Annotated in this window: 21 protein-coding genes and 2 rRNA genes; 12 read left to right on the forward strand and 11 right to left on the reverse strand. The window is 39.1% G+C overall.

Annotation, left to right across the window (positions count from 1 at the left end; genetic code table 11):
• Window positions 1–22 precede the first annotated feature (22 nt).
• Together AC5YDM_RS13365 and rrf are read left to right on the forward strand one after the other, a co-directional pair.
• Window positions 23–2,919, forward strand: a 23S ribosomal RNA gene (locus AC5YDM_RS13365).
• A 176-nt stretch (window positions 2,920–3,095) separates the two neighbouring features.
• Window positions 3,096–3,210, forward strand: a 5S ribosomal RNA gene (rrf, locus tag AC5YDM_RS13370).
• Window positions 3,211–3,347: 137 nt separating this feature from the next.
• On the opposite strand, the gene AC5YDM_RS13375 is transcribed toward rrf, so the two are convergent.
• Window positions 3,348–4,796, reverse strand: a complete 1,449-nt coding sequence (locus tag AC5YDM_RS13375) for an aldehyde dehydrogenase family protein (protein ID WP_496152576.1) — start codon at window positions 4,794–4,796, stop codon at window positions 3,348–3,350.
• Between the two features lie 520 nt (window positions 4,797–5,316).
• On the opposite strand from AC5YDM_RS13375, the gene AC5YDM_RS13380 reads away from it, so the two are divergent.
• Window positions 5,317–6,480 (forward strand): acyl-CoA dehydrogenase family protein, encoded by a 1,164-nt coding sequence (locus AC5YDM_RS13380; protein WP_496152577.1) that lies wholly within the window; start codon window positions 5,317–5,319, stop codon window positions 6,478–6,480.
• 64 nt (window positions 6,481–6,544) lie between these two features.
• Here the strand turns inward: AC5YDM_RS13380 and AC5YDM_RS13385 are convergent, their stop codons facing one another.
• Window positions 6,545–7,162, reverse strand: coding sequence for a TetR/AcrR family transcriptional regulator (locus AC5YDM_RS13385; protein WP_496152578.1), 618 nt, complete (start codon window positions 7,160–7,162; stop codon window positions 6,545–6,547).
• Between the two features lie 162 nt (window positions 7,163–7,324).
• Between AC5YDM_RS13385 and AC5YDM_RS13390 the strand changes: the two genes are divergently transcribed.
• The 6 genes from AC5YDM_RS13390 (at window position 7,325) to AC5YDM_RS13415 (ending at window position 15,864) form a co-directional block, all read left to right on the forward strand.
• On the forward strand, window positions 7,325–9,133 hold the full coding sequence (locus AC5YDM_RS13390; protein WP_496152579.1) for an acyclic terpene utilization AtuA family protein: 1,809 nt from the start codon (window positions 7,325–7,327) through the stop codon (window positions 9,131–9,133).
• 89 nt (window positions 9,134–9,222) lie between these two features.
• Window positions 9,223–10,095, forward strand: coding sequence for an SDR family oxidoreductase (locus tag AC5YDM_RS13395; RefSeq protein ID WP_496152580.1), 873 nt, complete (start codon window positions 9,223–9,225; stop codon window positions 10,093–10,095).
• A 21-nt stretch (window positions 10,096–10,116) separates the two neighbouring features.
• Complete coding sequence (locus AC5YDM_RS13400) at window positions 10,117–11,730, forward strand: acyl-CoA carboxylase subunit beta (RefSeq protein WP_496152581.1); 1,614 nt, start codon at window positions 10,117–10,119, stop codon at window positions 11,728–11,730.
• A 96-nt stretch (window positions 11,731–11,826) separates the two neighbouring features.
• Window positions 11,827–12,984, forward strand: coding sequence for an acyl-CoA dehydrogenase family protein (locus AC5YDM_RS13405; RefSeq protein WP_496152582.1), 1,158 nt, complete (start codon window positions 11,827–11,829; stop codon window positions 12,982–12,984).
• 11 nt (window positions 12,985–12,995) lie between these two features.
• Window positions 12,996–13,829: an enoyl-CoA hydratase/isomerase family protein gene (locus AC5YDM_RS13410; protein WP_496152583.1), complete on the forward strand. Its 834-nt coding sequence runs from the start codon at window positions 12,996–12,998 to the stop codon at window positions 13,827–13,829.
• A 94-nt stretch (window positions 13,830–13,923) separates the two neighbouring features.
• A complete protein-coding gene (locus AC5YDM_RS13415; protein WP_496152584.1) occupies window positions 13,924–15,864 on the forward strand; it encodes an acetyl/propionyl/methylcrotonyl-CoA carboxylase subunit alpha in 1,941 nt (646 codons plus the stop codon).
• Between the two features lie 66 nt (window positions 15,865–15,930).
• Here AC5YDM_RS13415 and AC5YDM_RS13420 read toward each other — a convergent pair whose 3' ends face one another.
• From AC5YDM_RS13420 to AC5YDM_RS13450, 7 genes are all read right to left on the reverse strand, one after another.
• A complete protein-coding gene (locus AC5YDM_RS13420; RefSeq protein ID WP_496152585.1) occupies window positions 15,931–16,344 on the reverse strand; it encodes a roadblock/LC7 domain-containing protein in 414 nt (137 codons plus the stop codon).
• A gap of 11 nt (window positions 16,345–16,355) precedes the next feature.
• Window positions 16,356–16,889 (reverse strand): GTP-binding protein, encoded by a 534-nt coding sequence (locus AC5YDM_RS13425; RefSeq protein ID WP_496152586.1) that lies wholly within the window; start codon window positions 16,887–16,889, stop codon window positions 16,356–16,358.
• Window positions 16,890–16,901: 12 nt separating this feature from the next.
• Window positions 16,902–17,858, reverse strand: a complete 957-nt coding sequence (locus AC5YDM_RS13430) for a hypothetical protein (protein WP_496152587.1) — start codon at window positions 17,856–17,858, stop codon at window positions 16,902–16,904.
• A 65-nt stretch (window positions 17,859–17,923) separates the two neighbouring features.
• Window positions 17,924–18,283: a roadblock/LC7 domain-containing protein gene (locus tag AC5YDM_RS13435; protein ID WP_496152588.1), complete on the reverse strand. Its 360-nt coding sequence runs from the start codon at window positions 18,281–18,283 to the stop codon at window positions 17,924–17,926.
• A 384-nt stretch (window positions 18,284–18,667) separates the two neighbouring features.
• Window positions 18,668–19,318, reverse strand: coding sequence for a hypothetical protein (locus AC5YDM_RS13440; protein ID WP_496152589.1), 651 nt, complete (start codon window positions 19,316–19,318; stop codon window positions 18,668–18,670).
• 16 nt (window positions 19,319–19,334) lie between these two features.
• Window positions 19,335–19,769, reverse strand: a complete 435-nt coding sequence (locus tag AC5YDM_RS13445; RefSeq protein ID WP_496152590.1) for a ClpXP protease specificity-enhancing factor — start codon at window positions 19,767–19,769, stop codon at window positions 19,335–19,337.
• A gap of 42 nt (window positions 19,770–19,811) precedes the next feature.
• Window positions 19,812–20,465, reverse strand: a complete 654-nt coding sequence (locus tag AC5YDM_RS13450) for a glutathione S-transferase N-terminal domain-containing protein (RefSeq protein WP_496152591.1) — start codon at window positions 20,463–20,465, stop codon at window positions 19,812–19,814.
• Window positions 20,466–20,617: 152 nt separating this feature from the next.
• Between AC5YDM_RS13450 and AC5YDM_RS13455 the strand changes: the two genes are divergently transcribed.
• Window positions 20,618–21,037, forward strand: a complete 420-nt coding sequence (locus AC5YDM_RS13455; RefSeq protein WP_496152592.1) for a hypothetical protein — start codon at window positions 20,618–20,620, stop codon at window positions 21,035–21,037.
• Window positions 21,038–21,650: 613 nt separating this feature from the next.
• On the opposite strand, the gene rpsI is transcribed toward AC5YDM_RS13455, so the two are convergent.
• Both rpsI and rplM read right to left on the reverse strand, forming a co-directional pair.
• Window positions 21,651–22,037: a 30S ribosomal protein S9 gene (rpsI, locus tag AC5YDM_RS13460; protein WP_004647927.1), complete on the reverse strand. Its 387-nt coding sequence runs from the start codon at window positions 22,035–22,037 to the stop codon at window positions 21,651–21,653.
• A gap of 12 nt (window positions 22,038–22,049) precedes the next feature.
• The gene (gene rplM, locus AC5YDM_RS13465) at window positions 22,050–22,478 is read right to left on the reverse strand and encodes a 50S ribosomal protein L13 (RefSeq protein ID WP_496126280.1); all 429 of its coding nucleotides are present in this window, start codon (window positions 22,476–22,478) and stop codon (window positions 22,050–22,052) included.
• A 686-nt stretch (window positions 22,479–23,164) separates the two neighbouring features.
• On the opposite strand from rplM, the gene pdxA reads away from it, so the two are divergent.
• Together pdxA and AC5YDM_RS13475 are read left to right on the forward strand one after the other, a co-directional pair.
• The gene (gene pdxA, locus AC5YDM_RS13470; protein WP_496152593.1) at window positions 23,165–24,136 is read left to right on the forward strand and encodes a 4-hydroxythreonine-4-phosphate dehydrogenase PdxA; all 972 of its coding nucleotides are present in this window, start codon (window positions 23,165–23,167) and stop codon (window positions 24,134–24,136) included.
• A 52-nt stretch (window positions 24,137–24,188) separates the two neighbouring features.
• Window positions 24,189–25,019 carry a hypothetical protein gene (locus AC5YDM_RS13475; RefSeq protein WP_496152594.1) on the forward strand — a complete coding sequence of 277 codons (831 nt, stop codon included), beginning with the start codon at window positions 24,189–24,191 and terminating at the stop codon, window positions 25,017–25,019.
• The last annotated feature ends 98 nt before the right edge of the window (window positions 25,020–25,117 follow it).

A 25,117-nucleotide genomic window follows, 5' to 3' on the forward strand; every position in this document is an offset into this window, starting at 1 on the left:
AAACGACTGTTTGGGGTTGTATAGTCAAGTAATTAAGTGCATGTGGTGGATGCCTTGGCAGTCAGAGGCGATGAAAGACGTAATAGCCTGCGATAAGCTCCGGGGAGGCGGCAAATATCCTGTGATCCGGAGATTTCTGAATGGGGAAACCCACCTGTCATAAGGCAGGTATCGTATGATGAATACATAGTCATACGAGGCGAACGAGGGGAAGTGAAACATCTCAGTACCCTTAGGAAAAGAAATCAATTGAGATTCCCTTAGTAGCGGCGAGCGAACGGGGAAAAGCCCATTAAGTCATATAAGTTCTAGTGGAATGCTCTGGGAAGTGCAACCGTAGTGGGTGATAGTCCTGTACACGAAAGGGCTTATATGATGATGTCGAGTAGGGCGGGGCACGTGAAACCTTGTCTGAATATGGGGGGACCATCCTCCAAGGCTAAATACTCCTGACTGACCGATAGTGAACCAGTACCGTGAGGGAAAGGCGAAAAGAACCCCTGTGAGGGGAGTGAAATAGATCCTGAAACCGCATGCATACAAGCAGTGGGAGCCGGCATTGAGTCCGGTGACTGCGTACCTTTTGTATAATGGGTCAGCGACTTACATTCAGTAGCAAGGTTAACCGAATAGGGGAGCCGTAGAGAAATCGAGTCTTAATAGGGCGTTTAGTTGCTGGGTGTAGACCCGAAACCAGGCGATCTATCCATGAGCAGGTTGAAGGTTGGGTAACACTAACTGGAGGACCGAACCCACTGTCGTTGAAAAGCCAGGGGATGACTTGTGGATAGGGGTGAAAGGCTAATCAAGCCTGGTGATAGCTGGTTCTCCCCGAAAGCTATTTAGGTAGCGCCTCGGACGAATACCATTGGGGGTAGAGCACTGTTTCGGCTAGGGGGTCATCCCGACTTACCAAACCGATGCAAACTCCGAATACCAATGAGTACTATCCGGGAGACAGACTGCGGGTGCTAACGTCCGTAGTCAAGAGGAAAACAATCCAGACCGCCAGCTAAGGCCCCAAAATCATAGTTAAGTGGGAAACGATGTGGGAAGGCATAGACAGCTAGGAGGTTGGCTTAGAAGCAGCCACCCTTTAAAGAAAGCGTAATAGCTCACTAGTCGAGTCGGCCTGCGCGGAAGATGTAACGGGGCTAAAACTATGTGCCGAAGCTGCGGATTTGCAATTTATTGCAAGTGGTAGGGGAGCGTTCTGTAAGCCGATGAAGGTGTATTGAGAAGTATGCTGGAGGTATCAGAAGTGCGAATGCTGACGTGAGTAACGACAAAGCGAGTGAAAAACTCGCTCGCTGAAAGACCAAGGGTTCCAGTCCAACGTTAATCGGGGCTGGGTGAGTCGACCCCTAAGGCGAGGCCGAAAGGCGTAGTCGATGGGAAATTGGTTAATATTCCAATACTTCTGTGTAATGCGATGAGAGGACGGAGAAGGTTAAGTCAGCCTGGCGTTGGTTGTCCAGGTGGAAGGTTGTAGGCATGTATCTTAGGCAAATCCGGGGTACTCTATGCTGAGAACTGATAGCAAGCTGCACTTGTGCAGTGAAGTGGCTGATACCATACTTCCAGGAAAAGTCTCTAAGCTCCAGTTACACAGGAATCGTACCCGAAACCGACACAGGTGGTCAGGTCGAGTAGACCAAAGCGCTTGAGAGAACTCTGCTGAAGGAACTAGGCAAAATGGTACCGTAACTTCGGGAGAAGGTACGCTGTCGACGGTGATGGAATTTACTTCCTGAGCGGTTGACAGCCACAGAAACCAGGCCCCTGCAACTGTTTATTAAAAACATAGCACTCTGCAAACACGAAAGTGGACGTATAGGGTGTGATGCCTGCCCGGTGCTGGAAGGTTAATTGATGGGGTTAGCGTAAGCGAAGCTCTTGATCGAAGCCCCAGTAAACGGCGGCCGTAACTATAACGGTCCTAAGGTAGCGAAATTCCTTGTCGGGTAAGTTCCGACCTGCACGAATGGCATAATGATGGGGGCGCTGTCTCCAGCAGAGACTCAGTGAAATCGAATTCGCCGTGAAGATGCGGTGTACCCGCGGCTAGACGGAAAGACCCCGTGAACCTTTACTGCAGCTTGACATTGAACTTTGATCTTACTTGTGTAGGATAGGTGGGAGGCTTTGAAACTCGGACGCTAGTTCGAGTGGAGCCAATCTTGAAATACCACCCTGGTAATATTGAGGTTCTAACTCTGCTCCATTATCTGGAGCGAGGACCATGTCTGGTGGGTAGTTTGACTGGGGCGGTCTCCTCCTAAAGAGTAACGGAGGAGTACGAAGGTGCGCTCAGCGTGGTCGGAAATCACGCGTAGAGTATAAAGGCAAAAGCGCGCTTAACTGCGAGACCCACAAGTCGAGCAGGTACGAAAGTAGGTCTTAGTGATCCGGTGGTTCTGTATGGAAGGGCCATCGCTCAACGGATAAAAGGTACTCTGGGGATAACAGGCTGATACCGCCCAAGAGTTCATATCGACGGCGGTGTTTGGCACCTCGATGTCGGCTCATCTCATCCTGGGGCTGAAGCAGGTCCCAAGGGTATGGCTGTTCGCCATTTAAAGAGGTACGCGAGCTGGGTTTAGAACGTCGTGAGACAGTTCGGTCCCTATCTACCGTGGGCGTTGGAAATTTGAGAGGATCTGCTCCTAGTACGAGAGGACCAGAGTGGACGAACCTCTGGTGTACCGGTTGTGACGCCAGTCGCATCGCCGGGTAGCTATGTTCGGAAGGGATAACCGCTGAAAGCATCTAAGCGGGAAGCCTACCTCAAGATAAGATTTCCCAAGGACTATATGTCCTCTAAAGAGCCGTTGAAGACTACAACGTTGATAGGTTGGATGTGGAAGCATAGTGATATGTGAAGCTGACCAATACTAATTACTCGTGAGGCTTGACTATACAACACCCAAACAGTTGTTGTATAAAGCTCAATTGATTCGATATTCATCAAAACAGCTTGATTCAGAAGCCCGTTAGTATGACAATATTCAACTCAGATATAATCTGTTAATAACTCATTTGGTAGAAAGCTCAGGCACTTTATAAGACCTAAGCAAGTATCCATAAACAGTTGTGCTGGCGACAATAGCAAGAGTGAACCACCTGATCCCTTCCCGAACTCAGAAGTGAAACCTCTTTGCGCTGATGGTAGTGTGGGGTTACCCATGTGAGAGTAAGTCATCGCCAGCTCATTATTCCTAAAACACCCCCTGTCATACAGGGGGTGTTTTTTTATGTGCGATAAAAATAAAATTGAGAATAAACAAGAATAACAATGGAAATCCGAATCTGAAGATTCGGATAGTGTGAAAAAGTATAAATAAGGTTTAGAGTACGCCGATACTTATCGTAATGTGCTTATATTCGATAAAGTCATCCATAGCACCTACACCATTCATACGTCCTAAACCTGATTGTTTAAAACCACCTTCTTCAAACTCATCGTAGATCACCGCCCAATCATTAATCCAAATGGTACCTGCATCTAGTTCACGAGCTATACGTAGAGGACGATTTACATCAGTGCTCCAAATACTGGCTGCAAGCCCGAATTCACTATCGTTAGCTAACTTAACCGCTTCTTGCTCAGTTTCAAAAACATGTAACGTTAAAACAGGCCCAAACGTTTCTTGTTGAACGATATCTAGACTATGATTTTCTACTTCAAGTAAAGTTGGGCGATAAAATGCACCCTTGGTCAATTCACCTTCTGTCACTGGTCCACCGCGAACGATAACTTGAGCACCTTCTTTGATTGCTTTCTCTACAACATTATTAATACGCTCTACATTTTTTTTATCAATTATTGGTCCCATTTCACTTGAAGGGTCTGCAGCGGGACCAACTTTTACATTTTCAATTGCGACAGCTAGACGTTTTTTAACTTCTTCTGCTATTTCTTTTTGTACCAATAGACGTGATCCAGTCATGCAAAACTGACCGCTAAATACGGTTAAAGCTTTAACAAGTTTAGGAATCGTGATGTCGAGGTTTGCATCGTTAAATACAATCATCGGTGTTTTACCGCCTAGCTCTAATCCAAAGCGTTTTAAATGTTGAGCACCTGTTGCGGAAATTGAACGTCCTGTTGTCGTACTTCCTGTAAAACTAATGACTGGAACATCAGGGGATTCAATCAAAAATTTTGAGCCATCTGCACCTGATTCACTAAATAAATTAATCACACCTTTGGGTAGTGATTTAACTTCTGAGAAAATTTTAGAAATAAGGGCATTAGTTTGCGCTGTTTGCCCAGGCATTTTAATAACAGTTGTCGTGCCTGCTGCTAGAGCAGGAGCAAGTGAGCGAATCATGAGCACGACTGGTGAATTCCAAGGCACAATAATTCCGGCAACACCCATAGGTTGACGGATAACCATAGAAAAGCTACCTGGTTTTGGCTCTAATGCACGTCCGTATTCGGTACGTGTTAATGATCCATAGTAGCGTAATTTTGATGGGACCATTGTTACTTCAAAGGCGGCCTCTTCTTTTATTTTTCCATTTTCAGTTGATAAAATTTCGATTAAATCAGAGGTGTATTTTTCAAATACATCTGCAAGCTCAAAAAGTGCTTGAGCTCTTAAAGCGCGATCATTAGCCCAGTCTGTATTTTTAAAAGCAAATTTAGCAGCTTCTACCGCTTTTTGAGCATCATCTAACTGCGCATCTGCATATTCGCCAATTTTTTCATAGGTTGCTGGATTAATTGATGTCGTATGAATAGGTGAATCTAACCATTCTTGATTGATCCAATTTTTTGCAAGTTGAGTCATTATATTATCCTAATTATGAGAATATATTTTATTGGGTTTTACTGGTGTAAAAAATGCTTTTTATAGTATTGATGATCATTACTGTAGGTCAACTACATTTTTGCATCAATTATTCTATATTTTATGAATTTTTTAGTCTTTATAGTTAATTTTAGTGAATCTATTTATTTTCATGATTGTCTTATTATCATGATAAATAATCAAAAGTTTTGAACAGATTAGAGCTATTTAAATATCTATGGTTTTACTTTAATTACATCAACAATTATTTAAATAAAACAGAAGATTATATGAATTAGAGACTGAGATGAGCTAGAGATTGGCTTGTATTTTAAAGATTGATATTTAAATACATGATGTTATAGGGCGGTTGATGTGAGCATTAGTTGGCGGTAGCTCATTTTTGGAAATGAAAGTTTGTTGATTAATGCTAAGAGATTGATGTTTCTTGCTATTAAATATTTAACAATAAATGTCAGTATGAACCTGAAGGATTTAAATAATTTCAGGGACACATTTGATGCAATACAATCCAATTTATTATACTGATGAACATTTTGCATTTGCTGATGCTGTAAGAAAATTCGTAGAAAAAGAAATTAGCCCATATGTAAATGAGTGGGATGAAGCGGGAACATTTCCACGTGAGCTTTATAAAAAGGCAGCCGACGTGGGTTTAATGGCATCTGGTTTTGATGAAAAATATGGTGGAACAACTGAAACAGATGCCTTTTATACATTGTTAGGATGTGTTGAATTAGCAAAATGTGCATCAGGAGGCTTAGTTGCATCATTACTATCACATATGATTGGAGCTCCACCGATCAACAGTTTTGCAAGTGAAGAAATTAAAGCTGAAGTTTTACCTAAGATATTATCAGGGGAAAAAATATCAGCCTTAGCGATTACTGAACCTGGTGGTGGTTCTGATGTTGCTGCTTTGCAAACAAAGGCTATTAAAGATGGTGATGATTATATTGTGACGGGCGAGAAAACATTTATCACGTCAGGTATTCGAGCTGATTACTATACTGTTGCAGTACGTACAGATCCTGAAGCTAAAGGTCCTAATGGAATTTCGATGTTATTAATCGATGCGCATTCAGCAGGGATTACCAAAAATAAATTGGATAAAATGGGGTGGTGGGCGTCTGATACGGCACATTTACATTTTGATCAAGTTCGTGTGCCTGCTAGGAATCTAATTGGACCTGAAAATATGGGTTTCTTTGTGATTATGAATAACTTTAACATGGAGCGCTTTTTCTTGGCGGCGGGCAGTTATGGTTATGCCAAAGTGTGCTATGAAGAGGCTTTAGAGTGGGCGCAACAACGAAAAACATTTGGTAAGCGTTTGGTTGATCATCAAGTGGTTCGTCATAAACTCGTGGATATGGCGACACGATTACAAATGACGAGAACCATGCTTGAAGATACCGCATATAAAATGGGACGTCCTGAATTACAAGGCAATGAATTGATCGCGCAAATTTGTATGCTTAAGAATGTTGCGACTCAGACGATGCAGTTTTGTGCAGATGCAGCGGTACAGACGTTGGGTGGCATGGGGTTTATGCGTGGAATGAAATCTGAACGTATTTACCGCGAAGTGAAGGTGAATATGATTGGCGGTGGCGCTGAAGAAATCATGAAGGATTTAGCAAGCCGTCAGTTAGGGTTTTGATCTAAAGTTGGCAATTCAATCATATTGAATCGAAAATAGGTGGCTTTTAAAGTCACCTATTTTTCTATGTAAGAGAGGGTGATTGATTGAGTGTCATATCCCAAACAATATTGGTCAATTGATCGAGTGATAATTTGCCATCAACATTGTACCAAGTCACGGTCCATGCGATTGAACCACCGATTAAACGACGCCAAATAAAAGGATCATGTTTAATTTTGCCTTGATCATGCAATGTCTGAATGACATTCAGCCAGATGCCTTCATAATCATTTCGTAGCTTTAATAACTTTTGCTGATTTTCTGGTGATAGCGCAAACCACTCATACACCAAAACTGCCATAGCCGATCCTGTATCACCTGAAATAGCTTGAAGTTCCGCTCTGATTAGTTCTTTGAGTTGTTGTTCGGGGTCATGAGAGCATTGAATCGCATTTTCTAAACAAGCATGGTTGTAAATGATGGTTTGTTCCATCACATGCGCGAGAATGTCATCTTTGGTTTTGAAATGGTGAAATAAGCTACCTGATTGAATACCAATAAATTGGGCAAGTTCACGAACGGTAGTTTTAGCATAGCCTTGTTTATGAAACAGGTAAGCTGCGCCTAACAGTAAGCGTCCCCGTGGGGTGTCATCGAAGCAGGCTATCGGTTGAATCTGTTCTATAGAGGTCGCAATCATCTTGTTATTTTATCCTATTTTTATCATTAAATTCCTTTAAAACTGTTGCTTTGAATTCAGCTTTAAGCACATTTGCAAATAATCATAACATTTTGCACTTTACAAACCAAGCGCTTGCTTGGTAAGTTAAGCTTAAATTCTAAACAGAATAATGAGAAAGCAATGATGATTAATCAGGATGATCAAAAAGTTGTAAAAATTGGATGTGCTTCAGGATTTTGGGGCGACACGAATACGGCAGCATTCCAGTTGGTGCATATGTCAGATATTAATTATTTGGTATTTGACTATCTTTCAGAAATCACCATGTCGATTATGGCAAAGGCAAAGATGACAGAACCTTCACATGGTTACGCACTTGATTTTGTAAGTCGTGTGATGACGCCACTGATTAAAAAAATTGCAGATAAAAAAATTAAAGTGGTGAGTAATGCCGGTGGTGTGAATCCATTGGCATGTCGAGATGCTTTACAGCAAGTGATTAGCAATGCGGGTTTAGACTTAAAAGTCGCAGTGGTTTTAGGTGATGATTTAATGGATCAACACGCTGAACTGCAAAAGAAAAATACCAAAGAGATGTTTAGTGGTGAAGATCTGCCTGCTCATGTTGCAAGTAGTAATGCTTATCTAGGTGCAGTTGCGATTCGTGATGCGCTAGATTTAGGTGCAGATATTGTGATTACAGGGCGTGTTGTTGATTCAGCTGTGGTACTTGGTCCTTTATTACATGAATATCAATGGTCACTCGATGATTATGACAAGCTGTCACAAGGTTCACTTGCAGGTCATGTGATTGAGTGTGGCGCTCAGTGTACAGGTGGAAATTTTACTGATTGGCGTTTGGTTGAAGGCTTTGACAATATGGGCTTTCCAATTGTTGAAGTTGCTGCCGATAGTAGCTTCATTGTAACCAAGCCTGCAGGCACAGGTGGTTTAGTCTCTGTTGGTACAGTGGGAGAGCAAATTGTTTATGAAATTGGTCATCCTCAAGCATATTTACTGCCAGATGTAACGGCTGATTTTAGCCAAGTCAAATTGGAACAAGTCGGTGAACATCGTGTCAAGGTGACTGGTGCGACAGGTACAGCGCCAACCAATCAATACAAAGTCAGCACCACTTATCCAGATGGTAACCGTGTATTAGTTAGCTTTATGCTAGCGGGTCAAGACGCTGAAGAAAAAGCGCTTGCTGTATCGAATGCGATTCTAACCAAAGTTGAGCGTGTTCTTGCACTTCGCTCAGTGCCGCCATTTAGTGAAAAATCAGTCGAAATTTTAGGTACAGAATCAACCTATGGTGCGCATCGTCGTATTCATGGTAACCGTGAAGTCGTAGTAAAAATTGCAGTCAAACATATGTTTAAAGAGGCATGTATGTTCTTTGCTTCTGAGATTGCACAAGCTTCAACAGGCATGGCACCTGCGCTTGCAGGAATTGTCGGTGGTCGTCCAAAACCATCGCCTGTGATTAAACTATTTTCTTTCTTGGTGGATAAAGATCATTTAAATATTGAAGTGGATATCAATGGTGAACGACATCGTGTGGAAATTCCAAAGGGCACTGATCTTAATGTGAATACTTTGCCTGCGGGTGAGATTGCTCAGCTGACAGGTCAGGAAATTGAAGTACCACTGGTTACTGTTGCACATGCACGTAGTGGTGATAAAGGGAATTACAGCAATATCGGTGTGATTGCACGTCAGTCTGAATATTTGCCGTGGATTCGTGCTTCGCTGACTGAGCAAAACATTGCTGAATATATGAAACATGTATTTGAGGGAACGGCTGAAGGACAAACTAATAAAGTAATTCGATATGAACTCCCTGGTATGAATGCACTGAATATATTGCTTGAAAATGCTTTAGGTGGTGGTGGTATTGCAAGTCTGCGTATTGATCCGCAAGGGAAAGCATTTGCACAACAGCTACTTGATATGCCAGTGAAAATTCCAGCAACACTGATCAAGTAAATTTACATAAAAATTTAAATCAGTTTGAGGTGATTTTAATCATCTCAACATCAAAATAATGAAAAGATTCAGGAAGGAAGAATAAGACGATGAGTTATCACTCCATATTTAGATCGGATGCATTTCAAGACAAAGTCATCATTATTACAGGTGGTGGTTCAGGGATTGGACGCTGTACAGCACATGAGTTGTCAGCATTGGGTGCTCAAGTGGTGATTACAGGTCGTAAGCAAGAAAAGCTCGATAAAGTCAGCCAAGAAATCATTGAAGATGGCGGTAAAGTTCACAGCATCGTGTGTGACAACCGTGAAGAACAGCAAGTCAAAGAGATGATTGCTGAAATCATTGAAAAATTCGGACGTTTAGATGGCTTGGTGAATAATGCAGGTGGTCAATTTCCATCACCATTAGAGAGTATTTCAGCGAATGGTTTTGATGCGGTGATTCGAAATAACCTGCATTCAACGTTTTATTTAATGCGCGAAGCGTATAACCAATGGATGGAAAAAAATGGTGGCAGCATCGTCAATATGACTGCTGATATGTGGGGCGGTATGCCTGGCATGGGGCATTCTGGAGCAGCACGTTCAGGTGTGGATAACTTGACCAAAACGGCTTCTGTTGAATGGGGTAAGTCAGGTGTCCGAGTGAATGCAGTTGCACCAGGCTGGATTTTATCCTCTGGAATGGATACCTACTCAGGTGTATTTGCAGAAGTGATTATCCCAAGTTTATCCAATAATGTACCACTTCAACGAATGGGAACAGAGTCAGAAGTGTCATCTGCGATTGTCTATTTGCTTTCAGATGCGGCAGCGTTCGTATCAGGGGTGACGTTGCGGATTGATGGTGCTGCATCGCAAGGAACACGAATGTACCCATTATCAGATGCCAAAAATAGCGAATCGTTTAACGGATTCCATCGCGCATTTATTCCAGATGTTATTAAAAATAAAAAGTAATTAATTTGAAGGATCACCATCATGACGATACTCCAATCTGAAGTGACAGTCGGAAGTGAAGTTTTTGAAACCAATAAAAAAGCACTGCTTGCTCAATTGGAAGAAGTACGTGCCGTTCAACAAAAGGGCGTTGAACGCTCTTATGCCGCAAAAGCCAAATTTGAAAAAAGAGGCAAAATTTTACCCTATGAACGGGTACGTTTATTACTTGATGCCGATTCTCCATTTGTAGAGCTATGTGGTCTTGTTGGCTACAACATGCATGATGATAAAGATGGATCAGATGCAGGTGGTGGCATCATTGCAGGCATTGGTTTTGTTAATGGTGTGCGCTGTTTGGTGACCGCCAGTAATAGTGCAATTAAAGGTGGAACGATGGCACCGATGGGAGTGCATAAAACACTTCGGTTACAGCAAATTGCGATGAAGCAAAAATTGCCGATCGTGACTTTGGCTGAAAGTGGTGGTGCCAACTTAAATTATGCAGCTGAGGTGTTTACAGCAGGTGGTACAACGTTTGCTAATCAAGCGCGTATGTCAGCGATGGGTATTCCGCAAGTTTCTGTGGTTCATGGAAATGCAACGGCAGGTGGAGCCTATCAACCGGGTCTATCTGATTATGTAATTACTGTCCGTAAGCAAACCGAAATGTTACTTGCGGGACCACCATTATTGCTCGCAGCGACAGGTGAAGTGGCAACAGCTGAGGAGTTAGGTGGTGCAGAAATGCATGCACAGGTTGCAGGGACTGCAGAGTATTTAGCAGAAAATGATGCAGATGGTATTCGTATTGCACGTGAAATTTTTGGGCATTTAAACTGGAAAGAAAAAACTGAAAAGCTCAACGTTGAATATAAAGAGCCACGTTACTCAGCAGAAGAGTTGTTGGGGATTATTCCAAGTGATCCTAAACAACCTTTAGATATGAAAGAAATCATTGCCCGTCTTGTTGATGATTCAGATTTCTTTGAATTTAAAAATGAATATGACTCACATACTGTATGTGGTTGGTCACAAATTGGTGGATTACATATCGGGATCATTACCAATAATGGTCCAATTACGCCACAGGGTGCAGCCAAAGCAGCTCAGTTTATTCATTTATGCGAACAAACACGTCGTCCGATTTTATTCTTACATAACACCACAGGTTTCATGGTGGGTACAGATGCGGAACAAAACGGCATTATTAAGCATGGGTCTAAGTTGATTCAAGCTGTGGCAAATGCGACTGTTCCTAAAATTTCGATCATTGCCCATGGCTCTTATGGTGCAGGTAACTATGCAATGTGTGGTCGTCCACTTGGACCAGAGTTTATTTTTGCATGGCCAAATTCTCACGTTGCCGTGATGGGCTCTGCTCAAGCAGGAAAAGTACTTCGTATTGTAGCTGAAGGAAAGCAGAAAGCTTCAGGCATGGAGCCGAACGAACAGATGCTAGATTTCTTAGAGCAAAGTACTGCGATGAAATTGGAGTCTCAATCTACTGCGTTATTTAACACAGCAATGATGCATGACGACGGCATTATTGATCCAAGAGATACACGTAAAGTACTTATTTTCTTATTACAAACTATTTATGAAGCTGAAAAACGGGACTTAAACCCGACACGATTCGGTGTGTCACGGTTCTAGCTTTCTATAGAGGAAGATATTGCTCATCTCTTTGAAAAGTGAATATATGCAAGAGATAAAAATAGATCAACAAAATTAAAATTTAAGGATAAAACAATGAAATTCACTTCAGAACACGATGCTTTACGCCGTACAACACGCCAATTTGTAGAAAATGAAATCAACCCATTTACTGCGGAATGGGAAGCCGCTGGTCGCTTCCCCATTCATGAAGTCTTCAAAAAAATGGGAGATTTGGGGCTTTTGGGGATTTGCAAGCCTGAAGAAAATGGTGGTTTGGCTCTGGATTATTCTTACAATTTGGTAGTGGCAGAAGAGTTAGGTGCAATTAACTCAGGCGGTGTTGCACTTGCGATGGGTGTCCAAACGGATATGGCAACCCCAGCGATCGCACGTTTCGGTAGTAAAGAACTAAGAGATGAATTTTTAACACCTGCTGTTGCAGGCGAGAAGGTTGCTGCGATTGCAGTCTCTGAAGTTCAAGCAGGTTCTGATGTGGCTGCGCTAAAGACCACAGCAACCAAAGATGGTGATGATTACATCATCAATGGTCACAAAATGTGGATCACCAACTCACTCCAAGCTGACTTTTTTTGTTTATTGGCGAATACCTCTGATGGCAAACCGCATTTTAATAAATCGATGATTGTGGTACCTGCGAAAACGCCTGGGATTAGTTTCTCTGAACCTTTAGATAAACTGGGAATGCGCTCAAGTACCACAGCACAAGTATTTTTTGACAATGTGCGTGTTCCGCAACGTAACTTAGTCGGTACAGAAGGCATGGGCTTTATGATGCAGATGCTACAGTTCCAAGAAGAGCGGATGTGGGGTGCTGCCAATGCAATGGGCGGAATGTTGAACTGTATCGAGAAGACTATTCAGTACACGCGTGAGCGTACGACATTTGGTCAACCACTTATTGATAACCAATACATTCATTTCCGTTTTGCAGAATTAATGACAGAAGTAGAAGCGCTCAAAGCATTGAACTACCGTGCATGTGAGTTGCATATAGCGGGTGAGGATGTAACTCAAATTGCATCAATGGCAAAATTAAAAGCAGGACGTTTAACTCGTGAAGTTGCAGATAGTTGTTTACAGTTCTGGGGTGGTAATGGTTTTATGAATGATAACCCCGCTGCACAATTTTATCGCGATGGGCGTTTAGTTTCGATTGGTGGTGGTGCCGATGAAATCATGCTTGGCATCATCTGCAAACTTATGGATACCTTACCGGGTAAACGTAAATAAGGAGTATGAGTATGAACTATTCACATCCACTGAATAAGATCTTAGAAGATGACAGTATTCAATTAGAACAAGAAGGTTCAATTCTAAAAATTTGGCTTAACCGCCCTGCCAGTAGAAATGCAATGAGTCTCAATATGGTCAAATCGATCATGAGTGTATTCAAAGCCATTGCAGATGATACTTCAATTCGTGCAGTTGTTTTCCGTGGTCATGGAAATCATTTTTGTTCGGGCGGTGATATTAAAGATATGGCAGGTATTCGTGCTGAAGCCATGAATGTAGGAAGTAATAAACCTTATATCGACTTTAACCGTGTCTTTGGTTCGATGATCGAACTGGTTGATCAAGCACCGCAAACTGTAGTGGCTGTATTGGAAGGTGCGGTATTAGGTGGTGGTTTTGGTTTGGCATGTGTTTCTGATGTTGCGATTGCGCATGCTGATGCCAAGTTTGGTCTACCTGAAACAGGTTTAGGAATTTTACCTGCGCAAATTGCACCATTCGTTGTGAAGCGTGTTGGATTGACGCAAGCGCGCCGTTTAGCTTTATTGGGTGGTCGATTTAATGGTGAAACTGCATTGCGAATAGGTGTGGTGCACGAAGTTGCAGATACATCGATGGAACTAGAACAACTCATCCAAGCGACATTAGAGCTCATTTTACGAACTGCACCTTTGGCTTCTCGTGCAACCAAAGCATTAATCCATCGTGCACAAAACGAGCCCTTAAATACATTATTGGATGATGCAGCAGTGCAATTTGCGGAGGCAGTCAATAGTGCCGAAGGTATGGAAGGGACAATGGCATTTATTCAAAAACGTAATCCAAATTGGATGGATAACTAATCACGCTGTTGGCTTACTCAAAGCCAAGTAAAAAAATGGAAAATACCTCCTCAGTGAAATGAGGAGGTTTCAGAAAAACAATAATGGTGATCATATGGCTTTTTCAAAAGTATTAGTGGCTAACCGTGGTGAGATTGCTGCTCGTGTAATGCAAACTGCAAAAGAAATGGGGTATAAAACAGTTGCAGTGTATTCTGAGGCTGATCAGTATGCACGACATGTTCAAGTCGCAGATGAAGCTGTATTTATTGGTGAATCTAAAGTTTCAGAATCTTATTTATCCATTACAAAAATTATTGAAGCATGTAAAAAAACAGGTGCTGATGCAGTGCATCCAGGCTATGGATTTTTGTCAGAAAATACTGATTTTGCTCAAGCATGTATCAACAATAATATTACTTTTATAGGTCCAACGGCTTCAGCAATTGAGTTGATGGGGAGTAAACGTCTATCTAAAATTGCCATGATTCAAGCGGGCGTACCTTGTGTACCCGGCTATGAAGGTGATCAACAAGATATTGATTTTCTTGCTGAGCAGGCACGTAAAGTAGGTTTTCCCCTGATGGTGAAAGCGTCTGCAGGTGGTGGTGGACGTGGAATGCGTCTAGTCCATCAAGATGCAGATTTGCTCGAAGCTTTAAAAACAGCGCGTTCAGAAGCTGAGAATGCATTTGGTTCAGGTGAGTTGATTATTGAAAAAGCTGTGATTGCACCACGTCACGTAGAATTACAAGTTTTTGGTGATACCCACGGAAATTACGTGCATTTATTTGAGCGTGATTGTTCGATTCAGCGCCGTCATCAGAAAGTAGTTGAGGAAGCACCATGTCCAGTGATGACACCAGAGTTACGCCAACGAATGGGAGAGGCTGCTGTTGCAGCGGCAAAATCATGTGATTATGTCGGGGCGGGAACGGTTGAGTTTCTATTAGATGCATCAGGTGAATTCTATTTCTTAGAAATGAATACGCGCCTGCAAGTAGAGCATCCTGTTACAGAAATGGTCACAGGGCTGGATTTGGTTGAATGGCAACTTCGAGTGGCGAATGGTGAAAAACTACCATTACAACAGTCTGAGTTGGCTTTAAAGGGGCACGCCATTGAAGTGCGTCTTTATGCAGAAGATCCACGTTTAGATTTTTTACCACAGACAGGTAAAATTTTAAGATGGAAACCTGTTGAATCTAAAAATGTTCGTATTGATCATGGCATGCTCGCTCAAGGTGAAATTAGTCCATTTTATGATCCGATGGTCGCGAAAGTAATCGCTTATGGTGAAACACGTACAGATGCTATTCGTTCACTAGCACGTGCAGTCGAAGAAAGTGTATTACTTGGCGTAAACAGCAATAAAGAGTTTTTGGTGAATTTGCTTCGTCATCCTATTGTAGTGAAGGGGGATACCAATACCGCCTTTATTCAGGAACATTTCCAAGATGATGTAAGCTTGAATAAACAAAGTTTAAATTTAGAAAGTTTGGCTTTGGTGGCATCACTCTTTACCAATGCATCAACTCAAAGTAGTTGGAATACTGGGATTTCATTATCACTACCACTTAAACTTCGTTACGATGAACAAAAAATTGATTTAATCGTGAAGCGCGATGGTTCATTGGTTACTGTGGAAGCGTGTGGTGAAACGCAGTCGATAGATCTTTTGGATCAAACGGCTGAACAACTCATTTATGTAATCAATGGTGTACGCCGTAAAATTGATTATGCAATAGAAGCGAATGTCGTTTATCTTGATTCGGCGAATGGTAATGTTGCTGTTGAAAATATCACCTATTTACCACCTGAAATTGCTGAAGTAGCGGGTGATGGTAAAATTCGTGCACCGATGGATGGCTCAATTATTAATGTGATGGTGAATGCAGGTGATACAGTGTCTAAAGGGCAGACATTATTGATCTTGGAGGCAATGAAAATCCAACAGCAAATTAAATCAGATGTGGATGGGGTCGTTGGTGAAATCGTTGGACAGGTCGGGCAACAAGTGAAGAAGCGACAAGTTTTATTGAATATTGAGTGCTAATGCTTATATTTCTAGTTAAAAAAATAACCCACCTCGGCGGGTTATTTTTTTAATTGAGATTAGAAATCACTGATCAGCTTGAAGAATATTTTCTTTAGCTTGCTTTAAATTGTAAAGTAGTTGCCCTAAAAGAACATCTTTGGCAGCTAGGGTTACAATCACCATTGGATTTTTTTCAGAAGGAACTGCTGTTAAAATGGCTTTTCCGTTTTCAGCATCGAGTGTAATACTCTGACAACCTATTAGCTCTATTTCTTTTAAAAAAGCACTCACCATCGCAAGTATAGAGCTACTTACGGCAGCAAGTTTACTTGAATTGAAAGCATCACGTCTTGAAATTATTTCAAGTTCAAAGCCATCAGAAGAACAAATCATAATGAAGTCGACGCCTTTTACATTCATTAGTACATCATTAATTTGATCTTTTGCAATTCTAAGTAAAGAATCTGGAACTTGTCTTTGTTTGAGCGAAGGAATCATAAGTTAAAGCCTTACATGTGTTCGATTTCTAATTTTGTAATTAACGCTTCAATGAGTAAAAGCACATCCATTTTTTTTCGGGCATCAATAAAGAACAAAGGGTAGTTTTGCTTTTTGTCCATTAGCCATTTTCGATAAATATGTGTAGATTTATCTAAATTCGCATCAGTGTGTGTAATCCCGATAATAATGTTGTCAGTATGAGCTTTAAAAAAATCAATATAATATTCGAGATCTTCAATAGGATCTTTCAATGTATGATCAACTAAGATAATCGCCCCAATGGCACCTTGACTAATGACTCCCCACATAAAATTAAAGCGATCTTGTCCTGGAGTTCCATAGAGCCCAATCTTAATATCATCTTCAAGTGTAATCTCGCCATAATCGATGCCAACAGTCGTCTGCATTTTTTTATGGGATTGTTCATCGGTGTTATATGCTTCGGTTGATAGCACAGAAATATCGGATAATGATTTAATAGCTTCAGTTTTTCCTGAACCCATTGAGCCTGCGAAAACGATTTTATGCTTTTGAATAATCATATGAACCTGCTGCTAAAAACCAAATTTTCGTTTGATTTTTTGGAAAAAACTAAGCGTAGCGCTTTGCTCTTGTGTATCTACTGCTGCATTTAAATCGGTTCCAAATTTGGCATCTTTCGCTGAAATACACTCAATATTTTGAATTGCTTGATTGGCAGCAACATATTTTTGGACGATATGCAATGGAATACCTAATTTCTCAGAAACATTTGAAATTTGAGCACCTAATATAAATGAGGCAGACAGTTGAAGAATGGATTTAGTTTCTGAGAATAAAGGTTGAGGCCAATATTTAATTTTAAAATATGCAGACTCTTCTGGAAGCTCTAAGAGATAATTTGAGCTATAGATGAGTTCAAAAATCCAGTTCTCCAAGTTGACTTGATGTTTGCGTGATATTTGCATCAAGTCGGCTGTCACAGCATCACTATAGCTAATGGATGGGTCTGACCTTGGAATTTTGCGAAGCAAATAAGACCAGGCGGCATGTGTATGGTGATCGATAACAGCCACAATACCATTTTGATCTCTTAAAGTTAGCTTGTGACAGTATTCAGAATATAGATTATTAAAAAAGTGATAACTTTTTAATGGGACTTCAGGTTCAAATTTTTCCAGAATGGGTTGCGTTAAGTTATATTTAAAATTGATACACTTTTGAATAAGGTTATTTATTGGAGTGTCATCATTTAGTGTAATTGAAAATAAGTTAGGATCATTATGATTTTTGTCGATACTCTTAATCGTGATCTTTAAAAATGGAATTTTTTTTTCAGTAATGATTTTTTGAATGTGCTTACTTTCAAAAAAAGAATCATTAATCAAAATGCAATCTAAATTGGAATCATTGAGAGTAGTCCAATTCATATTTACATATTTTGGAGCACTATTTACTATTCGTTTTTTTATTTCATCGATGGTTATTGAGCCTAACCCAGATATTGCAATATTGATACTTTTATTAATCATTTTTGCTCTTTCATAATAGGTGAATAAAAAGCCCATCTATTTAATAATAAATGGGCTATTTAGAATTATGAAAAATCTAATTCACTTTCAAAGCCTTTTAATTCATGACGTGCCATAGCTAGATTAGATTTACTGCGATCTAATACTAGGTATAAGAAGATATTTTCATTTTTCTCTAGAGGGCGAATTAAATGATACTGTTTACCTAAAGTAATTAAAATATCTTCAATTGAATCATTGAGGTTTAATGCTTTTGCCACTTTTCGTTTTGCACGAACAACTTCAGTGTTACCTGCAGCAGCAAGTTCTAGGTCAATACCACTACCGCCTTGAGTTGCTAGTGCTAATCCACTTTCTCCATCAACGAGTGCTGCTGCACAGAAACCATCGATTGATTCTAGTGATTGTAAAGTAACTTTAGCCATAATCTATTTCTCACTTAATATTTGTATTCGATTATCATGTAATACCAGTTTCTAAGCTTGATTGATATAATGCTTAATTATTTTTAGCTGGTCTGTTGAGTATAAATAAGGTTTATAAAAAATCAATCATATGATTTCATAAATATTATGCTTTGATCGTTGGTTTTATTAATTTGTTGTTTTAAATGCGACACGCATCACAAAATTAATGTTATTTATAATTTGTTTATTGGTGTTTATATATTGTTAAATTATTTTTAAGTAAATTTATATTTAAATTAATATAATTATTTTAATCTTTAAGTGGGGGTTTTATTAAAAAATATGAAATAAAAAATGCCTAATTATGAATTAGGCATTGAGTATGCTAAAACTTGAATTCAATTAAGAGAACACAGTCTGTAAAGCACAATAGAGAATCGCAAGAATGACAATTGCTACAGCAGGTTCTACAATTTTTGACCAAGTCGGAACTTGAGTAACAACAGGTTCTACAACTTCATGTGAATCATTTTGTACGTGACTAACCATTTGATTAAACTCCTTCATCGTTTGATCTAATGATATCTTGTCTTCAATGATCGGTTGAGAGCCAATTAACTCTTTTAGTTCATTCGTTGACCAAACCCAATCCTTTGCCTGACCGGAAAGGTGCTCAATTTGACCGAGTAACAGTTCACGCATACCACGTTGTTTATAATTTCCAGTTTCATCTAGCTGTTTGAGTTCGGAAAGTTGGAAACTGAGCACTTCGCTGGTTGCTTTTTCAAGCTCAGGTTTTGCAAGTTCAGATTGATTCAGCTTAGAGGTTGTTAAATGACGTGAAATTTCTTGGATATATAAAGGATCTTGAGAATGAATTTCTTGATAAATTTTATCTTCATCTTTACGCCAAAGGCTAATTAAACGTCCTAAACTTAATGTATTAATTTCATTGAGATAATGGCAACGCTTTTCTGCCGAATATTGGCTGAGAAGCTGAGGCTTTTGACTCTTAATCTGCTCAGCAAAATATTGTACTAAATCAAAAGCCATCAATTTCTCCTATAATTTAATCTAAAATCCTTAGACTTGGTTTTTTCTTCGGTGTTTCTGTTTGTTTTGTTTCGGTATGATTTGATTCTACTGGATTTTCATCGCTTTGTGCATTTGAATATTCTTCAGGGTCAAAGAACAAGCCTTGACCATTTTCTTTTGCATATAAACCTAAAACTGCATTGAACGGAACATAAATATCTCTTGATACACCGCCAAAACGTGCTGAAAAAGTCACAGCATCATTGCTCATATTAAGCTTATGTACTGCATGTGGAACGATATTCAGTACAATTTGCCCGTCTTGAATGAACTGCGTTGGAACATCGGTATAAGGCTTAGTTGCATCGACCAGAAGATAAGGTATTAGATTGTTATCACAAATCCATTCGTAAATTGCTCTAGCAAGGTATGGACGTGTTGGCGTTAAATTCAATTCTTGTTCAGACATGAGAGATGACCCATAAAATTTGCTAATTTAAGGTTAATGGTACTATTGTTGACTTAGATATGCACTATAACGATTCTTTTCCTGCAAAGTTAAGGATTTTATGAAGTCTGGACGACTAAAAATACGTTGGCAATACAAATGGATTGGGCGACATTGTTGTTTTGGTAGTTCAATTCCCATAAGCCCTAGTCTTAAAAAAATAGGTGCGAGCATGCAATCCAAAATAGAGAATTGTTCAGACATAAAATAAGGATAATGCTGAAATAAAGGCGTTAAAGAAATTAAAGTGTCTTTTAATTGTTTTTGTGCTTTTTGTTTTTGATTTTTATCTAAAGTGTCTGCATGGCAAAGCATAACATCTGCTAGTTTTAACCAATCTTGCTCAAAGCGCCAAATATATTGTCTTTGTTCTGCACGTGGGGCAGGGGCATCGGCATAGAGTTTATTTTGACGATAACGGTCATCTAAATATTCTGAAATGATACTGGTATTAAATAGTTTTAAATCGTTTTCCAATAACATTGGTAGGCGATTGTAGGGATTCAGCGTTGCTAAATCCTCATCTTGATCATCGGCAATAATTAAATGATGTTTGATTTGTTTTTCTGCAAGAAGGAAACGAATCCAGTGAGAGCGAAAGTCATCTGCATGGCTATACAGTGTAATACCTTGAAGCGGAGTGTTCTCAACAGACATAAAAACAAGCAAGCTAGAGTGAATCGGATAGGATACTAAACTTAGACAATAAAATCACGGATACTTTGCGATCATTCAATCCGCAATTAAGCTAGAAATACATAAAAATCAGGATTAAATAAAAAATGAAGAAAATAATATGCTTTATATCAATGTCGTTGTTCTTATTAGGCTGTGCAAGTCAAAATATTAATCATGAAAGAACAAATACTTCAGGTACAGGAGATTCATTTGATAGTGTGCAAAGTGACATCGATCCATGTACAGGAGTTGACGATTGTATCGTTGCTGCTGAAGATTGTGACGAAAGCTCAAATGCTCAAGCTTGTAATGTTCAGCCTAATTACGGCGGTATTAAAAAAGAGTATGTGGTTAAAGGTTGTAAAGTGACAATTTATAACGATGGTCCAGTAAGAATGGTTCATGAAAAAACGGGTCAGTTTTGTAATGCTCCAATTCCTGAAGATCATGATTTTGGTGGTGAAAAAAAAGTTTATAAAAAAGATGGATGTACAGTAACTGAATATATTTCTAAAGATGGTCTTGGTACAGCTACGATGGATTGTCCTTAATGTGTAAAAATAACCATTCAATCAGCTGAAGTCATTTGTTTCTCTATTTATAGGTTTTTAGTCGTAATTTAAAAAATGATTAATGTAGGAAATTTAGACTGACTCCTTAAAGAGGTTTATGCGATATACATATTTAAAAATAAATTTGGCATACTTTATTGTTCAATACTTTCTATTGGTACTGTTTCCTTATAGGTTACGGTATGACAGTGCCTTAAACCTTACTTTTCAAGAACGTTTTGTAGATGCGATGTGGTATTTACTTTTTTTGAAATTTTCCTATTTTCTGCTTTTTTATACTGTTATTGTTTTTTTAATTCCTCTTTATCTATATGTTATTCAATATATTTTTTTCAAAAAAATATATGTGAAGTGTTGTGATAAGGCAATTTACTTTTTAATAGTCTCACTTTTAGCTACTGATGTTATTCGATGGCTGATCATGAATACGATTAGGCATTATTAATTCAAAAATGAGCAATCAGTTGTTCGACCTTATAAATCATTTCTTTTTATAGAATGAATTTTTTAATTTGTCCTTATTCGTAAAGTGATAGCGATAAAAAAAGCCTTGGAAATTCCAAGGCTTTTTTGTCCGAATTCGGAAAACGAATTAACGTTTAGAGAATTGAGGACGTTTACGAGCTTTACGTAAACCAAGTTTCTTACGTTCAACTTCACGAGCATCACGAGTAACGAAACCAGCTTGACGAAGAGCAGGTTTTAAAGTTTCGTCAGAAGCGATCAATGCACGAGTAATACCGTGACGGATAGCGCCTGCTTGACCACCAATACCACCACCAGCAACAGTGATGTAAAGGTCAAATTTTTCAGTAACTTCAAGAAGTTCTAATGGTTGACGAACTACCATACGAGCAGTTTCACGACCAAAGTACTGTTCAAGAGTACGGTTGTTAATTACGAGTTTACCAGTACCAGCTGATAGGAAAACACGTGCAGTTGCGGTCTTACGGCGACCTGTACCATAGTTAGTAGCCATGTGCTGTATCCCTTAGATGTCCAAAACTTGTGGCTGTTGAGCAGTATGTGGATGCTCAGTACCAGCGTACACTTTCATTTTTTTGATCATTGCATAACCAAGAGGACCTTTAGGTAACATACCTTTAACAGCTTTTTCTAAAACTGTTTCAGGTTTGTGAGCGATTAACTTTTCAAAGTTAGTCTCACGGATACCACCAGGGAAACCAGTATGGCGATAGTACTTCTTATCTTGTGACTTTTTACCAGTCACAGTGATTTCTTCAGCATTGATAACAACGATATAGTCGCCTGTGTCAACGTGAGGAGTATAAGAAGTTTTATGCTTACCGCGTAAACGACGAGCGATTTCAGTCGCAAGACGACCTAAAGTTTTGCCAGAAGCATCAACAACGTACCAGTCGTGTTGAACTTCAGCTGGCTTAGCGCTGAGAGTTTTCATTAACCACTACCTATTATAGTTGGTTTGGACGGTGGAATCTGTCCAAACAAAAAGGAGTGCGAATTCTAAAGGAAAACCAATAGATTCACAATCGAAATATAAGATTTCAAGTGCTGTATTTTAATTGAATTCGTCAGTAATTGAAAGCGTTTAAAAGATAATCGATGATTAATTTTCAAGTTGTGGTTTATATTGTGATTTATATCACGGTTTAGCGGAGTGATATGTTTTTTATTAAAGTTTGGTTTTGAATATATCTTATATAAATCAGTATTTTATATATTTTTTTTGCTTAATCTAAAATTTTAGATTTAAATGCCTAATTTATAAGCTTGATGAATGGTGATGATTATAAGAGCTGATGTCATTAAAATAATAATCAGAGAAAATCATTAATATTGATATTACGTGATGATTTATAAGGCAATATTAAATTATTTATTTTAGGGATTAGTTAGGTAGGTACAATTGTCGATAAAAAATTCAGTTTTAAGCAGCAATTAATCTCCTGAATAGCGTTGAACGAATGAACGACCTTAAGCTTAATTTAGTCCAATTTTTCTTGATGATGAGATCGGAATTCATATAACTATTTTTGAATTAGAGATATTTAGACTTTAAATGAATTCAGACCATTATTTTAATGATGTGTATAATTATGAGCATTGCATTATTGAAGATGAATTATGCTTCCTCTTTATGTCACAAGTGGTGAACCTTCTGGTATCGGTCCAGATATTTGTCTAAGTCTTGCAGATCGAATTGATCAACGACCGATTGTCGTTTTAGCTGATCTAGATATGTTGAACGCACGCGCTAAAGCCTTAAATATAAATGTAGAGCTTATTTCATTTAGCGGACAGCAAGTATCTTCAAAACAAGGTCAGTTGTATGTCGAGCATGTATCATTAGCGCAAGATGTCATTCTAGGTGAGCTTAATCCAAAAAACTCAGCTTATGTTCTCGAACAATTAAGACGTTCAGCAGATTACGCAATGTCAGGTCTTAGTGTTGGCGTGGCAACTGCACCTGTACAAAAGTCTGTGATTAATGATGCGGGAATTCATTTCAGTGGACATACTGAATATTACCAAGAGTTCGCAGGTGTTGATCGTGTTGTCATGATGCTCGCAACCAAAACGTTGAGAGTTGCATTGGCCACCACACATTTAGCGCTTCGTGATGTACCAGATGCAATTACTTCGGAGCGTTTGCATCAAGTGATTGATATTTTAATCCATGATTTGAAAACAAAATTTAAAATTAATGATCCTCGAATCTTAGCATGTGGGTTAAATCCACATGCGGGCGAGGATGGTTATTTGGGTAGGGAGGAGATTGAAGTCATTAATCCTGTACTTGAAAGCTATCGTGCTCAAGGCATTAATATGAGTTTAAGCTTGCCAGCGGATACTTTATTTACCCCAGAAAATTTAAAAGATGCTGATGCTGTTTTAGCGATGTATCACGATCAGGGATTACCTGTATTAAAATCTCAAGGATTTGGTGAGGCAATTAATATAACATTAGGTTTACCTTTTATTCGTACGTCCGTCGATCATGGCACTGCATTAAGCTTAGCAGGGACTGGATTGGCAAAAAGTTCAAGCTTGCATGTCGCTGTAGATTTGGCGCTTGAGTTGGCAGCAACGACATAAAAGAACACGATAAAAAATTCATTATTATTTTAATAAAGCAGTAGAGTTTTAAATGAAGATCAAAAATAAAAAAATTTCTTTAAAGATAAGCAGTATCAGCAGAAGTAAAGTATTTCTAGCAATCGTATTGCTATCAACTTTACTTTCTGCTTGTATCAATTCAAGTTCTACTCAAACACTTACTGAATTGAAAGTGCTTTCGCTGTTGATTCCAAAACAAACCAGTGAGTTCATCGAAAATGGAACGAAAGAAACTCAACAGGGTTTAATCAGCAGTCAAGAGAAGCTCGCAGAAGTATTAATGAACCTGAAAGATCAAAATGCTAAACCTGAAATATTGGATAAATTGATTTCGAATGGTGCAGGATTAGAAAAGAATATTGCTACATTAGTTGGGGAGCAAAACCAACTGAACGCGCTGTATGATTTTAAACTTCATGTGTTTGAAACGATACCAGGGATTCAAGCTGAATATAATTTACTGACGGAAATGATGGCACGTAATAACAGTCCATCAACTCAAATCATCATCACTAAAAATCAAGTCTTTATTGCTGAGCGAATTTTGCGTTCAATGCAAGGTAATGAAATAGGTGTAATTGAAGTAAATGATTTAGTCGCGGATTTAGAAACATTTAATGCTTATTTAAATGGACAAATGAATGGCAGTAAGGAATTAGGTGTTCAACGTATCGGAGACCCTGAATTACGCATGGGCTTGGAATCTATAAAATCTGATATGGATTCAATTATGAATTCAGAGGGTCTAAAGAGCCTCAAAGATACTGCAACGTATAATAAGATCAATCAATTGGCTAGAGATAATATGGAAAAATCTGAGGATATTTATACTACTCTTGTTCAATTAGAGGCACAAAAATAACTGTCTAAAATTATAAGAAAAATGATCAAAATAGGCTTTTGATGTAGCCATTAAAAGTCGATTTTCATCATTCATTTTATGGATTGAAGGAATAGAAA

The sequence above is a fragment of the Acinetobacter sp. CY81 genome, assembly GCF_059515925.1.